Origin of the sequence: Arsukibacterium sp. (assembly GCF_036735525.1) — a bacterium.
Lineage (GTDB): Bacteria > Pseudomonadota > Gammaproteobacteria > Enterobacterales > Alteromonadaceae > Alishewanella.
In genome coordinates this window covers 26283-40917 of the sequence record NZ_DAINOE010000012.1, presented here as the reverse complement: position 1 = coordinate 40917, position 14635 = coordinate 26283, and the positions used below count along the sequence as shown (strand labels likewise).

Here is a 14635-nt window from a genome sequence, read left to right as displayed (position 1 = left end):
ACGAAACTGTTGTGGGGTCAATTGCTCTAAGCGCTCGGCAAAATCGTTATCAATCAGTGGCCTGGCATTTTTCACATCTTCGGCTAACTCAGGCGGCAGCCAGCTGTCACCGTTTAGTACGGCGCTGATGGCATCGGCCAGCCGTTCCAGCGGCGCAGATTTAGGAATATAGGCTGCAGCACCCAGTGCCAGAGCCTGTTTAATGATGATGGGGTCTTCTTCTGCCGAAACCATAATCACCGGTACATCCGGGTATTCGGTACGCAACGCACTCAGTCCGGTAAAGCCGTCTGAGCCTGGCATATTTAAATCCAGAAAAATAAAGTGAGTATCGGGGTGCTGGCGCAATAAGGGCCAGACTTGTTGCATGGTTTGCGCTTGCAGTAAGGTGGCATCACTGCCGAGAATAGCAGCGCTGGCCTGAGATAACGCCACCCGGAATAACGGGTGATCATCAGCAATAATAGCAATCATAAGCAGTACTTCTGAGCATTTTGCCCATAATGTACCGGGGCTGACGCCCCGGCAAGTGTTTTTAGCTTAGAAACGGTAACCTACTGTCATGCTAATAGTGCGCGGCGCACCATAATAGCCGATCAGAGTATTATCGCCGCCCAAACCTGGCAGGAAGCCGCCCGGATTGGCTGGATCTGGCGAAATAAAGGCGTAGTTACCAATCAGGTACTGCTCGTCGGTGACATTTTTAGCGTGTAAACCGGCGCTCCAGCGGCCATCTTTGCTGATCCAGCTGACGCCCAGATTTAACAAGCCATAGGCATCCTGCGATAACAGGTTATCCAGCTCCACCAAATCGTACTTGCTGCGGTAGGCATAGTTACCATTGAATATCACATCACCAAAGCTGGTTGGCATATCGTAACTAAAGCCGATAGTCGCCGTGGTTTTAGGAGTATTGGTAATGGTAAAGCGGTCTGAAATATCTACCTGACCCACTCCGGGTTGAAATTGAACCACTTCTTTGAATTTGGCATCAATTAAACCCAGATTGGCATAGATGTTCAGGTTGCGACTAGCTAACCATAACATTTCAAACTCTGCACCGGTGGCTTCTGAGCGACCGACGTTACCTAAACGCTGATTCAGGGCAGAGGCATCATTCGGATCCGGGATCACCGAGATATACTGGCGGTCTTTGTGATCCAGCTGGAACAGCGTGGCATTTAAGCGCAGCGTATCGGTAATATCGCTTTTAACACCAATCTCAAAGGAGTTAACCGTTTCTGGGTTAGCGGCAGGTTCTGCAGTAGTGGCGCGTGGGTTAAAGGTACCTGACTTAAAGCCCTGGCTAAAGCTGGCAAAAAACATGGTATCGCGGCTGTGTTTGTACTCAACACCCAGTTTCGGTGTCAGCTTTGTCCAGCTGGCGTTGTCATCCAGTACCACTGGCGTGGTTAAACCGTCAGGGCGCACATAGCCTGGTACCCAACCACTTTCGGGATAAACAATGTTAAAAATTAAGCCATTACGCACTATGGCATCTTTTTCATCACGGGTGTAACGCAAACCTGCGGTCATCGACCACTTGTCATTAAACTGATAACTGCCCTGTGAAAATACGGCTGTGCTATCGCCATTGCTGCACCCGCCCACTTCACGGGTTAAGCCCGGCGCACCTAATGACTGTCCCAGTACACCCAGGATGGCATCAAATACACCACAAGATTCAGCGGTGTAATAATACACACCCGATACCATTTTGAAGTTATCGGTCTGATAATTTAACTGAAATTCCTGGGTAAAACTTTTATCGTCATAAATAGCTGGTACATCAAAAATTTGCAGAGAAGTGTTGTCAAAGTCGATATTGGTCGGTGAATAGCTCTTACGATCTGAAGTAATGGATTTAAGCGTAAAGTTATCATTAATGTCCCAGGCGGCGGTCAGACTCAGGCCTTCGGTTTCAACTTTATTCCAGGTGGGCAAGCTGGTGTAAGAGTCGTATACGCTATCAGGTACTGGGGCATTAGTTAATAAGCTGGGAACTAAACGAAAACCGCCTTTGGCATTAGATTTATCGTCTGTTTTGTCATAATTCAGCCGGAAAAACAGGTTATCCTGCGGCCGGAATTCCAGTGTTAACCGAAAAGCCTGTAAATCTTTGTTGTAGTTTTCGCGGTCTTGATTAGCGAGGGCCGAAGTTAAAAACTCGCCATACCCATCGCGCTGCAAGTTGGCATAGCCAAAGCCGATATAGAGTTTATTATCAATTAACGGCAGTTGGCCGGTCATTTTGACATCACGCTGGTTGTAGCTGCCAACTGTACCGCTGATCGAGAACTCAGTGTCACCAGTCATTTCACGGGTAACATATTTCAGCGCGCCACCTATAGTATTTTTACCATAAAGCGTGCCTTGCGGGCCACGCAGTACTTCAATACGTTCCACGTTTAAGATATCCAGCACCGCACCTTGTGGCCGCGCAACATAAACATCATCAATATAGATACCGACCCCAGGCTCATAACCCCAAAGCGGATCTTCCTGACCAACACCTCGGATAAAAGCGGTTAGCGTAGAGTTGGTACCCCGGCTGGCCTGCAGAGTGGTGTTAGGCGAAAACTGCTGAATTTCAACCACTGAGGCTAAACCACGTTCGGCGATAGCATCGGCGCCAATTGAGGTGACGGCTACCGGGACTTCCTGCAAGCTTTCTACAGTACGACGCGCGGTCACTTCAATGCGTTCCAGCTTCAATTCAGCATCTTTTTCAGCGTCTTGCGCCAGGGCAGGCATCGCCAAACAGCTGCTGATGGCCAGAGCTAATACGCTGGGTTGAAATAAAGGTCGGCGATTTATTACGACATCACTTTTATTGTTATAGGCCATCTTGGCTCTCCTGTTGATCGTGCTTAGTGTTATTCAGGTGACATGTTCAGGTGTAGTGTTATGCCCATACTGTAGCCCCGATTGCAGAAAGTTTAACCTGTACCTTAGTACTATGGTGGACAGCGGCAAGCTGTATCAGACTAACTGAAAATGATAATAAGGATTGTCTGATGCTAAGTATCTTAGGGTTGTTACTGGGGCTTGGTTTGCTCATTGTCTTTACCATGCGGGGCTTTAACCTGTTTATTACTGCGCCGCTCTGCGCCTTACTGGTGGCATTAACCAATGGCATACCCTTTTGGCAAGTGGCTGATAAAATAGACTTTGTGCATGGTTACATGCAAGGTTTTTCGGGTTTTGTCGCCGCCTGGTTTTTAATGTTTCTATTAGGCTCTTTATTTGGCAAACTGATGGAGCATACTGGTGCTGCTGATGCGGTGGCACTGGCGATAGTAAAACGGCTGGGCCATACCCGGGCGGTATTGGCCATAGTACTGGCCTGTGCGGTACTGACTTACGGCGGCGTGAGTCTGTTTGTAGTGGCTTTCTCTGCCTACCCCATGGCGGTCAGCTTATTTAAAGGTGCCAATTTACCACGGCGCTTTATTCCGGCAACCCTGGCGCTGGGTTCCGTCACCTTTACCATGACCTCGGCCGGCTCGCCGGAAATTCAGAACTGGATCCCAATTCCTTATTTAGGCACTACCCCCTATGCTGGCTGGGAAGTGAGCTTGGTAGTGGCCGCCTTTATGGCTGTTGCCGGTTATTTCAGCCTGATGTGGATGATTAAGCATGCGGTGAAAAACGGTGAGCATTTTATCAGCCGCGCCAGCGACCCGACCTTATCGGACAAACCCTTGCCACACTGGGTAACCGGCTTAATTCCGTTACTCGTGGTGCTTGTCACTTCGTTTTTATTGCATGATCAACTACAACAGGCGGCACTGATTATTGCATTGGCTGGGGGTGTCGTCAGCTTATACCTGATGAACTTCCGCTTTTTAGCCAACCCGGCCGCCGCCACTAACGAGGGTGTACTGGGTGCCTTACTGGCAATAGGTAACACTGCCGCAGTAGTCGGTTTTGGCAGTGTCGCCCGATTAACACCGGCGTTTAGTGATGTAGTGGCCTATATGACGCACCTGCCCGGCCCGGAATTAGTGGGTGCCGCTGTGGCGGTCAGTGCTATTGCCGGCTTAACCGGCTCGGCATCCGGTGGTCAGGCGATAGCCCTGCCGGAAATTGCCCCCACCTATTTAGACAGAGGGGTAGATGCCGAGCAATTACACCGGGTAGTGGCCATTTCATCGGGAGCACTCGATTCACTGCCGCATAACGGCTATGTGGTGACCACCATTCGTGCTATTTGTGGCGAGACCCACCAAAATGCCTACTGGCCAATGGCGGTAGTCAGCGTACTGATGCCGTTATTAGGTGTGGTACTGGCGATCATGCTGTTTCAGTGGTTTTAAGGAGCTTTAAATGACACGTTTACCCTTACTGATACTGCTGACGGTAACGCTACTGGGCTGTGAACCGCAGCCAGCACAGCAGCAAGCCCAGCAGGCGCCAAGCCAACAGCAACAGCCCGTTACACAGCCGCCTTTGCTGGTGACGAAACAAGCATTTGAACTTGAGCACTTTACCACCGAAAGCGGCGTTAGCATCAGTCCGGTGCGGGTGGGTTGGGAAGCCTACGGTACACTGAATGAGGATAAATCTAATGTTATTCTTATTACGCACTTTTTCTCAGGCAGCTCGCATGCCGCCGGTAAATATACCCCTGAAGATGCCGCAGCCGGCTATTGGGATGCCATTATTGGCCCCGGCAAAGCCATAGATACCAACACTTTTTATGTGATAAGCGTTGATACGCTGGCCAATGCCAATGTGTTTGACCCTAATGTCATTACCACTGGCCCCGCCACCATAAACCCGGCGACCGGCAAACCCTATGGTTTAAGCTTTCCGGTAGTCACTATTGGTGATTTTGTCGAAGTGCAAAAAGCCTTGCTGGATAGTCTGGGCATAGACAGCCTGCATGCAGTAATGGGTGCCTCTATGGGCTCGTTTCAGGCCATTGAGTGGGCAAGCCGTTACCCAGAGCGCGTTAAACGTTTAATACCAGTCATTGGCTCAGCCTATATGGATGCCTGGGCAGCGGTGCGCTTAGAGCGCTGGGCCTACCCGATAAAAACGGATCCCAACTGGCATAACGGCGATTACTACGAAAAAGGCCAACCTGAGCAGGGCCTGATTACTGCGCTGTCTTACATTATTCAGGATGCTGTTCACCCTAATGGCTTTAACCTGCGCTACCCGGCACCGGCCACTGACCAGGCGCCACACACCGACATTTTGGCGCCCTTCTCTGCCTGGCAGCAACTGCGTGAGCATGCTGCGCTGCGCGCCAGGGTGCAGGATGCCAACCATATTTTATACCTGGTGCGGGCCTCACAGTTATTCCGCGCTGGCATGGGCGATGACTGGCAGCAAGCATTAAGCCAAATCAAGGCTAAAACGCTGTTTTTACCGGCCGCCGGCGATCAATTGCTGCTGCCACAGATGTCCAGGCACAGCGCCGATGTGATGCAGGCGCAGGGTAAAAACGTTGATTATGCTGAAATCCCCGGTGATTGGGGGCATTTAGACGGCGTAGTCGGCATTGGTGCTGTCGCTGAGCTTATCACTGAATTTTTAAACTAGTCGAATTTGCAATCGCTTTATACTGTTTTCCTGGAGGGGTATCGCTGGTTTAGGATGCCCCGTTTATTTTCATTTCGCTTTCGTTGATCTCTGCGCCAAAGCAGTTATGCTTTAGCTGACTCTGTCTATATACAAGGACGTTAGCATGGCCTTTGATTACGGTAGTGACTCGCTGGGCATCCGCAACCCCTTTCGTGCTTATGGTTTTTTAAACCTGTGCCGTGGCCTGATTATCTCCGGTCTTAGTTTATACCCGCTGTTCCAGGTGGTGCCCATGTTGCAAGCAGGCAATGGCACAGCTCTGGGCTGGCTGTACACGGCAATAGGTGTAGTATTACTGGGCAGCGGCCTGACCATCAGCAGCCGCGGCATTGCCGATATGCTAAGGTTTTATGTCGGTCGCAGTGCGCCCAGCTCACTGGCCACCGATAGCAGCCGAGCCGCTGAGCAGCAACAAAAAGCCCAGCAAGAAGCCACTAAGTATCAGCCCACTGAACTTGAGCAAATGCTGATGGGCCGCAAAAATACCACCTTTGCTGAGCCAGATGGCCCGGTGGCCCATTTTGTGTTGTCATTACTGCAAAAGCTGATTTTCTTCCCACCCCCGCTGCGGAATATGGCGCAACGTTTTGCCGGCGCGGTGATTGATACCGTCATTGCCTTAATTTCGTTTGCGATTACTGCCTTTGTGTGTCTGACCGGGCTGATAGGTGAAACCGGAGAACTGCTACTGCCGCTGTTTTCGGTGTTGCTGATGCTCTACCTGGTATTGCGCTGGCGGAGTGCTGTCGCCAGCTTGCAGCGCGAACTTTATACCGAAATTAAAACCGAGAATAAATCCAAAATTGTGCGGATTATTGTGCTAGCCATTTTAGCGCCGGCCATTCTGGGGTTTTTGATCAATAAAGCCCGCGCTGTGGAGGAATTTCAGCCCATGTTACAATGGCTGGAGCCGTTTGATTTGCAGGGGTTATCAATCGTCTCGCTGTTATTGCTAACCCTAGTGTTAATGCTGGCCATTGGTGCAACAACGGTATGGCAACTGACGTTACGCTCTGCCGTGATCAAAGCGCATACCCGGGTATCAGAGTTTAGAACTAACTGGCAGGAAAACATCCATCCCAGAGAGCTGTTTGTCAATATTGACAATATTGTGATGGCTAACCGCCGCTACAAAGAAATCCCTAACAGGGTATATCAACATCAGATGCCCAATCTGAATGAACAGTCACAAAGTAAGGGCGATTTTAATGGCAAGGTAATGATAGAAACGCAGCCTGTGCCTGAACCGCTGCCTGTCAGTCCCTTCTATACCTATTTGCGGTTATGGACTACTTTTGCCGCCCAGCTGCTGTTATTAAGTGGCCCGCTATTGCTGTTTTATCTGCTGTTCGAAGCCGAAACTTTACTAAACCTTACTGAACAGCTGAAGCAACTGCCTGAGCAAAGTGAGGCTTATTTAACCAGCTTGCAAGCGCTGCTCAGTGAACTGCAGTTTTTAGTGAATATGCTTTTTGTCTGGTTAATTTGTGCCACCTTTGGGCATTTATTACTGAACAACAGCCGCATCCTGTTTGCTGAGCTGACCTTTAACTCTCTGATTGTCTTTTTAAAATGTGAGGGCACCTACACTGAGAGCAAGCTCACCACCGGCAAGGGTATCTATGATTCAACGGCATCAGAAAACTATGTGATGCGCGCGTCTATCACGCCCTGGGTGTTATGCAGCCGCTTGCTTAGCAGCACCTTTGCCGATAGCGGCAAAAAGAATCTTGAACACCAACGCTATATTCTGGAAATGGACGAAACACCGGAAGAGTTACAGGCCATCGTTAGCGATATGCGTAGCTTCCTGGCGGCAAGGGAAACCATCGCCAGTATTAAGAATCAGCAGGATTTAGCCAACACCGAGCACATACACCAGATCAATCAACAATCACGCGCCATGCCGGTTAATAACGAGCAAGGCTTGTTGCAACAACCCGAGCAAGACGTGGCAGCCAGCCAACAGCAGCTGCCCCCAAAAACCGGACCTGAGCCTGGATAGCCAAGCACAGACTGATCAGTTGTGTTGTTAATCCAGCAACCGTGGAAACAACACCAGGTGGTCTAAATCGAGGCGGATGCCGATTTGCTCGCCAATGGCATGGTTGTGGTGGCTTAAGGCCAGACAGTACACCTGCTCGCCGCCGCTCAGCGCCAAGGTGTACAAAATATGTGAGCCGCGAAAGGATTTATCCAGCACCTGAGCGGTAATGCCACTGTCGTCGTCGTGCACTATGTCATCCGGGCGGATTAATACATCTACCTTGGCACCGGGGGTGACATCCGGCAGATAGCGCTGCTGAAATACCCCAAGACAGGTTTGCACCTGCTGTGTATCTAACATAATGCCCGGTAATAACACGCCGCGGCCAATAAAATCAGCGACAAAACGGTTAGCCGGCTTGTGGTATAGCTCGTAAGGGGTGGCCCATTGTTGCAGCTGACCATGCTGCATCACCCCTATCATATCGGCCATGGTAAAGGCTTCAAACTGATCGTGAGTGACTAACACTGCCGTTATTTGTAATTGCTTTAAGATATGCCGGATATCCCGCGCCAGCGCCTCACGCAGCTCGGCATCCAGGCTGGAAAAGGGCTCATCCAGTAGCAGCACTTGTGGCTCTGGCGCCAGTGCCCGCGCTAAAGCCACCCGCTGCTGTTGGCCACCGGATAACTGATGAATATAGCGATTCGCTAAATCAGGCAGGCCAACTAACTGTAACAGCTGTTTCACCTTAGCCTGCTTTTGCTGGCGACTTTGCTGATGCAAGCCAAAACTGATGTTATCAGCCACGCTTAAATGCGGAAATAACGCAAAATCCTGAAACACCATGCCGACCTTGCGCTGCTCAGCAGCGAGCTGCTGGGATGGGCTGCTGACCAACTCACCCTGCAAGCGGATATTACCCTGCGCCACCGTTTCAAAACCGGCAATAGCGCGTAAAATGGTGGTTTTGCCGCAGCCAGAAGGGCCGACTAAACAGCCAATCTGGCCCTTGGCCAACGCAAAGCCAATATTGTTTACCACCTGATGCGGCCCATAGGCGACCGCCAGTTGCTCTACTGCTAACATCAGCTTGCTCCTTTAGCGGGCTGCTCTCCGGCTCTGGCCAATAACATCACCGGCAATAAACTCACCAGCACTATGGCCAGTGCCGGTAAAGCGGCATCGGCCAGCCGTTCATCTGACGCCAGCTCATAGGTGCGTACCGCCAGCGTATTAAAATTAAAGGGCCGCAAAATTAAGGTCGCCGGCAGCTCTTTTAGCACATCAACAAACACCAGCAATAAGGCGGTCAGCACACTGCCGCGCAGCAAGGGTACATGCACTTTTTTCAGCACCTGAAACGGGCTTAACCCCAGCGAGCGGGCAGCATTATCCATACTGGGTTTAATGCGCTCCAACCCAGCCTCGACACTGTGCAGCGACACCGCTAAAAAGCGCACACTGTACGCCAGCAGTAACGCAAATATGGTGCCTGACAATAATAAACCTGTGCGCACCCCAAACCATTGCTCGGCCAATAAATCAACATGACGGTCAAACCAGGCCAGCGGCAGCATCACGCCAATAGCAATAACTGTGCCCGGAATAGCGTAGCCCAGTGCAGCAAATTGTACCGGCAGCCGCACCCAGGGATCGCGGCGCAAGCGTTTCGCGTAAGCAAATAATAACGCCAGCAACACCGATAGCACGGCAGCCATCGCTGCCAGCGAAAAACTGTTCCAGACTAAACGGGCAAACTGCTGATCAAGTGTAGTGTGCCAGCTTTGCAGCGCCCAGCTCAGCAGTTGCCAGGCGGGTAAGCCAAAGCCCAGTGTGGCCGGCAGTAAACACAAGGCCAGCACAATACACTGCCGCGGCCGACTTAACTGACGCCTGGCGACACTGCTGTGTTTTTGTCCCTGATGAAAATAGCGGATTTTGCGCCGTGACCAACGCTCTAAGATCAGCAACAACAGCACAAAGCTGCTAAGCATGGCGGCCAGTTGCGCGGCAGCCAGCTGATTACCCATACCAAACCAGGTACGGAATATGCCGGTAGTGAAGGTATTAACGCCAAAATACTGCACCGTACCGTAATCAGCAAAGGCTTCCATCATTGCCAATGCCGTACCGATTAAAATAGCCGGCCGCGCTAACGGTAAGGCCACCTGCCAGAAATGCTGGCGCGGGGTTAAGCCCAAGGTACGGCTGGCTTCGAGCAACGAGGCGGACTGCTCACGAAAGGCGGTGCGCGCCAGCATATAAACATAGGGATAAAGCACCAGCGACAGCATAATAATAGCGCCACCGAGCGAGCGGATTTCTGGAAACCAATAATCGCCAAAGCGCCAGTCAAACTGCTCACGCAGCGCACTTTGTACAGGCCCGGCAAAATCCAGCATGCCGGTATAGGTATAGGCAATAATGTAAGCCGGCATGGCCAGCGGCAGCAGCAACAGCCATTCCAGCACACGCCGGCCGGCAAACTGATAATTGGCCACCAGCCAGGCGCTGCCGGTACCCAGCAATAAGGCACCCAGGCCTACGCCAAAGGCCAGCACTAAAGAATTGATGACATAATCGGCCAACACAGTGGCGCGTAGATGCGCCCACAGCTCCCACTGTGGGCTGAACAGACTGGCAAACACCATCAGCACCGGCAAAGCTAACAACAGCGCGGGCAGCAATACCGCCCAGCGCCAGCTGTCTTGCCAGTGTTTTAAGCCCTCTGTCAGCAATGCCAGACGGTGACTGTTGTGCGCTTTACTGCGTATCAGCGGCACGCGTTTATCCTCATCAGGCGGTAAGCCTTAGCGCCAACGGGCCCTGTCCATAATACGAATGGCTTCGGCATTTAATTCCGCTACCTTACTCAGCTCCAGGCTATCGGCTTTAAAGTCACCAAAACTTTTTAACAGCTCACTGATCGCCACATCGGCCAGCACCGGGTATTCATGGTTGGCCTCGGCATACCACTGCTGCGCCGCCGGCTGAACCATATATTCCAGCAAGCGGATAGCATTAGCCTGATTCGGTGCATGTGCAGCAACACCGGCACCGGAGATATTGATATGAGTACCACGACCAGCCTGATCCGGCCAGAATACCGCTACTTTTTCGGCATCGGCTTTATCACGCGCATCGGCCAGCATGCCGGCTAAATAATAAGTGTTAGCCAGCGCGATATCACAGACCCCGGCCGCCGCGGCTTTTATTTGATCTCTGTCGCCACCGCGCGGTGGCCGCGCCAGATTGCGCACCAATCCTTCGACCCACTGCTCACTAACGGCCACACCATCATGGGCAATTAACGCCGCCACCATAGACTGGTTATAAATATTGTTGGACGAGCGCACACAAATGCGGCCACGCCATTTAGCTGAGGTTAAATCGGCCAGCGTAGATAACTCGCTCGGGTCAACCTTAGTAGGCACATACAGAATCGGCCGGGCGCGCACGGTTAAGCCAAACCACAAGCCAGCCGGATCACGCAAAGCTGCGGGGATCTGACTATCAAGAATGTTGGAGCTAACCTGTTGTAAAATACCTTGCTCTTTGGCCCGCGCTAAGCGGCCCACGTCGGTGCTCAACAGCAAATCGGCCGGGCTGTTGCGGCCCTCACTGCTGATACGGGTGATTAACTCATCAGCATTGCCGGTGATTAAATTGACTTTAATGCCGGTGTCGGCGCTAAACTTATCAAGTAAGGGCTTAATCAGCTCTTCCTGGCGCGCCGAGTAAATATTTACCTCATTTGCCCACAACGAAGCACTATTCAAACCGGCACTGGCCAGTGCCGCTAACATCAACAAACCTGACTTTATTTTCATCTGCGCCCACTCCGACATCAGCCCTTATGGCAAGGCGCTTATCTAACCACAAACGCGAATTATTCTCAATACGTTTACGGTATATATTGTTGTAACCGTTGTTTTAAGCTGGCGGCCGATACTTCACCCATATGGCTGTGTAGCAACTGGCCCTCACCATCAAAGTACAGGGTAACAGGTAAACCATGCGCGCCCAATTGCGTCGCCAACTGGCCTTGCCGATCCAGCAGCACATGCTGAAACTGCAACCCGGCCTGCTCTAAATACTGCTGCACCAGCTCAGGGTGCTCGCGCTGATTTAACAGCACAAAACGTACTTGCGGGTAATCTTGCTCAGCTTGTTGCAATACCGGCATTTCCCGACGACAGGGCGGGCACCAGCTGGCCCACAAATTCACCACTGTGATCTGGCCCTGCCCCAGTTCGGCCAGATTAACCTGCTGGCCATTTAACCGCTCAAAACTGTAAGCGGGTAACACCGCCTGTTGTTGTCCCAGATAAATCACCGAGCTAAACACTGCCAGCAGCATAGCCGCCGTTAGTACACCGGCTAGCATAGCCTTGCGCTGCTGACGGCGCCGCCACAGTAACCAGCATAAGATCACTGCCGCCGCCAATAGCGTGGCCGCCAGATCAAAGCCCCTGTCCCGAAAATCCAGCATCTGCCACACTGAATCAAAGCTGTCGGCATAACGGGCTACAAAGACTATACGCCCCACCAGCAAGCTGCCCAGTAATAAGGTGAGTAAGGGATCGGTGACCGATACCTTATGTTTCCGCGCCACCAGCGCCGCCACTAACAACCCCAGCAGCACACTGATCAGCAACAGCATAGGAGAAAGTGGCAAGGCTAGCGGGCCCAAGATAATAGCTGTCATCAGCAGTCCTCAAAAAATAACGCCCTAGATTATGCCTCACTTTAGCGGTCAGTGGCAGACTAAGGCCGCTGAAGCGGTCAGTGAGCAGGATAAAAGCACACGGCTGTTATGTTCATTAAATTTTATCGCAACATGCGGGCGGTCAACCGCAGCCTGCCCTGCCTTGGCGCCATGGCTGTGCTAAGCTGCAGAAATTGCTATACAATATTGGACCCTTAACAGGGATAATTATGAACGCTATTTCTTCGCGATTTAACACACTTAAAGCAGGCTTACTGCTGACGGGCTTACTATTAAGCTTGGGCAGCATCGCCCAGGCCAGCGAGACCCGGCCTATTACTGCTAACGACTTATGGCAGGCCACCCGCATCGGTAGCCCAGTTGTGTCACCCGATGGCAAGCAAGCGCTGTTTACCGCTACCCGCTATGATGTAACCACCGATCGGGGTAACGCGGATCTGTACCTTCTGGACATCGCCTCTGGCCGGCAAACCCAGCTAACCTTTGATGAGGGCAGTGAAAGTGGCGTGCAGTGGAGCCCCAATGCTCAGCAACTGGCCTTTGTCGCAAGGCGCGGCAACAGCAGCAACCAGCTATTTGTGATGAACAGCAAGGGTGGCGAAGCCCGGCAAGTGACCAAACTGCCGGTGGGCGTGTCAGCGCCGCGTTTTACGCCTGATGGCAAGGCCATTATTTTTATGGCGCAGGTACCGGCCAATTTTGACGGTGACTTTAACGCCCTTGGTAAAACGTTAACAGAGCAAAAAAACAGTAAAGTCAGCGCTAAAGTCACCGAAAACCGTGTTTACCGGCACTGGGATCGTTGGTTAACCGATGATAACTTTCCACGCTTATTCAAACTAGAACTGGCCACTGAGCAGGTATCCGAGCTCACCCCGGGTTGGGCGTGCTGGTTCAATATAGGTGGTGGTGTCGATTATGACATAGCGCCGGATGGCAAAACCCTGGCGTTAAGCGCCATTACCAGCCTGCCGCCTTATGATGAGCTGAATAACGACATTCTGCTGTTAACTCTGGATGGCAGTGGCCAGTACACCAATATTACTGCCGATAATCCGGCCAGTGACACTAACCCGCTATTTAGCCCGGATGGCCGCTATCTGGTATACGGCCAGCGCAACCGCAGCGATTTCTATGCCGATAATGTAAAACTCATCCGTTACGATCTGCGCACGGGCAACAGGCTGTCACTGGCGCCCGAGCTGGATTTATCGCCCGGCAACTGGCAATTTAGCCGCGATGGCAAAACGCTGTTCTTCCAGGCCGGCGATCGGGCGAAAAACTCGATTTTTGCCCTGCCAGCCAGTGGCGGTAAGGTGCGTGAAGTGCTGCGTAATCAAAGTAACAGCGGCTTAGCGGTGGCAGCAAACAACCAACTGCTGGTGGTGCAGGATGGTATCAGCCAGTTCCCGGAGTTATTTAAACTGCAAACCAATGGCCGCAATCTGACCCAACTCACCCAGTTTAACCGTGAACTGCAGCAAAGTATCGCCTGGGGTAAGGTAGAAGAGGTCAGCTATACCGGCGCTGACAGTAAGGCTATTCAAATGTATGTGATTTACCCGCCTAACTTTGACGCCAGCAAAAAATGGCCGTTACTGAACCTGTTACACGGCGGCCCGCATGGCTTTTTTGGCGACGGCTTTAGCTTCCGCTGGAACCCGCAGGCGTTTGCCGCGCCGGGTTATGTCACCATCATGCCGAACTTTCATGGCTCAACCAGTTTTGGCCAAGAGTTTGCGCTGTCGATTCATGGCGAACACCCAACCAAACCCTTTATCGACAGCGAAGCCGCAGTCGACTATATGCTAGCGCGCGGCTTTATTGATGAAAACCGCTTAGCCGCCGCCGGCGGCAGCTATGGTGGTTATCTGGTCAGCTGGATTGCCGGCCATACCGATCGCTATAAAGCGCTGATTAATCACGCCGGCGTCTACAACCTGATGGGCCAATTTGCCTCAGACGGCACCTCACACCGGGTACATGCCTATGGTGGTGCGCCCTGGGATGGCCTTGAGACCATGCTCCAATGGAGCCCGGCCATGCATGCCGATAAGTTTGTCACCCCTATGCTGGTGATCCACGGTGAACTGGACTACCGGGTGCCGGCAACCCAGGGCTTAGAGGTGTATGGTGTGTACAAAGGCAAAGGGCTGGATGCGCGCTTGGTATACTTCCCTAACGAAAACCACTGGATATTAAAACCCAATAATTCACTTTTCTGGTTCAGTGAGTTCCAGGGCTGGCTAGAACGCTTCCTTGGCGCGGGTACCAGCGACTAACCGCCAGGGGCACAATTATTCCGGCAGCAGTGCAGAGGG

Annotated in this window: 10 protein-coding genes; 4 read left to right on the top strand and 6 right to left on the bottom strand. The window is 51.9% G+C overall.

The window, feature by feature from the left end; all coding sequences use genetic code 11:
- The coding region (locus V7D78_RS04075; RefSeq protein ID WP_333607151.1) for a response regulator at positions 1–474 on the bottom strand (474 nt) is incomplete at its 3' end.
- Positions 475–540: 66 nt separating this feature from the next.
- Positions 541–2847, bottom strand: coding sequence for a TonB-dependent receptor (locus tag V7D78_RS04070; protein WP_333607150.1), 2307 nt, complete (start codon positions 2845–2847; stop codon positions 541–543).
- Positions 2848–3017: 170 nt separating this feature from the next.
- On the opposite strand from V7D78_RS04070, the gene V7D78_RS04065 reads away from it, so the two are divergent.
- The 3 genes from V7D78_RS04065 to V7D78_RS04055 all read left to right on the top strand — a co-directional run bounded on the left by V7D78_RS04065 (position 3018) and on the right by V7D78_RS04055 (position 7600).
- Positions 3018–4319 carry a GntP family permease gene (locus tag V7D78_RS04065; RefSeq protein WP_333607149.1) on the top strand — a complete coding sequence of 434 codons (1302 nt, stop codon included), beginning with the start codon at positions 3018–3020 and terminating at the stop codon, positions 4317–4319.
- 10 nt (positions 4320–4329) lie between these two features.
- Positions 4330–5553 (top strand): E22 family MetX-like putative esterase, encoded by a 1224-nt coding sequence (locus tag V7D78_RS04060; RefSeq protein ID WP_333607148.1) that lies wholly within the window; start codon positions 4330–4332, stop codon positions 5551–5553.
- A gap of 145 nt (positions 5554–5698) precedes the next feature.
- Positions 5699–7600, top strand: a complete 1902-nt coding sequence (locus V7D78_RS04055; RefSeq protein ID WP_333607147.1) for a hypothetical protein — start codon at positions 5699–5701, stop codon at positions 7598–7600.
- 27 nt (positions 7601–7627) lie between these two features.
- On the opposite strand, the gene V7D78_RS04050 is transcribed toward V7D78_RS04055, so the two are convergent.
- The 4 genes from V7D78_RS04050 to V7D78_RS04035 all read right to left on the bottom strand — a co-directional run bounded on the left by V7D78_RS04050 (position 7628) and on the right by V7D78_RS04035 (position 12293).
- A complete protein-coding gene (locus tag V7D78_RS04050) occupies positions 7628–8671 on the bottom strand; it encodes an ABC transporter ATP-binding protein (protein WP_333607146.1) in 1044 nt (347 codons plus the stop codon).
- Positions 8671–10323 carry an ABC transporter permease gene (locus V7D78_RS04045; RefSeq protein WP_333607176.1) on the bottom strand — a complete coding sequence of 551 codons (1653 nt, stop codon included), beginning with the start codon at positions 10321–10323 and terminating at the stop codon, positions 8671–8673. The genes V7D78_RS04050 and V7D78_RS04045 overlap by 1 nt, the downstream gene beginning before the upstream one ends.
- A 72-nt stretch (positions 10324–10395) precedes the next feature.
- Positions 10396–11391 (bottom strand): Fe(3+) ABC transporter substrate-binding protein, encoded by a 996-nt coding sequence (locus tag V7D78_RS04040; RefSeq protein ID WP_333607175.1) that lies wholly within the window; start codon positions 11389–11391, stop codon positions 10396–10398.
- 98 nt (positions 11392–11489) lie between these two features.
- Positions 11490–12293 (bottom strand): TlpA family protein disulfide reductase, encoded by an 804-nt coding sequence (locus tag V7D78_RS04035; RefSeq protein WP_333607145.1) that lies wholly within the window; start codon positions 12291–12293, stop codon positions 11490–11492.
- A gap of 230 nt (positions 12294–12523) precedes the next feature.
- Here V7D78_RS04035 and V7D78_RS04030 point away from each other — a divergent pair, with 230 nt between their 5' ends.
- Positions 12524–14596: a S9 family peptidase gene (locus V7D78_RS04030; RefSeq protein WP_333607144.1), complete on the top strand. Its 2073-nt coding sequence runs from the start codon at positions 12524–12526 to the stop codon at positions 14594–14596.
- Positions 14597–14635 lie beyond the last annotated feature (39 nt).

Bases quoted from the DNA above. Each gene is read 5' to 3' on its own strand.
- V7D78_RS04070 (WP_333607150.1), bottom strand. From the start codon at position 2,847: ATGGCCTATAACAATAAAAGTGATGTCGTAATAAATCGCCGACCTTTA.
- V7D78_RS04065 (WP_333607149.1), top strand. From the start codon at position 3,018: ATGCTAAGTATCTTAGGGTTGTTACTGGGGCTTGGTTTGCTCATTGTC.
- V7D78_RS04060 (WP_333607148.1), top strand. From the start codon at position 4,330: ATGACACGTTTACCCTTACTGATACTGCTGACGGTAACGCTACTGGGC.
- V7D78_RS04055 (WP_333607147.1), top strand. From the start codon at position 5,699: ATGGCCTTTGATTACGGTAGTGACTCGCTGGGCATCCGCAACCCCTTT.
- V7D78_RS04050 (WP_333607146.1), bottom strand. From the start codon at position 8,671: ATGTTAGCAGTAGAGCAACTGGCGGTCGCCTATGGGCCGCATCAGGTG.
- V7D78_RS04040 (WP_333607175.1), bottom strand. From the start codon at position 11,391: ATGTTAGCGGCACTGGCCAGTGCCGGTTTGAATAGTGCTTCGTTGTGG.
- V7D78_RS04035 (WP_333607145.1), bottom strand. From the start codon at position 12,293: ATGACAGCTATTATCTTGGGCCCGCTAGCCTTGCCACTTTCTCCTATG.
- V7D78_RS04030 (WP_333607144.1), top strand. From the start codon at position 12,524: ATGAACGCTATTTCTTCGCGATTTAACACACTTAAAGCAGGCTTACTG.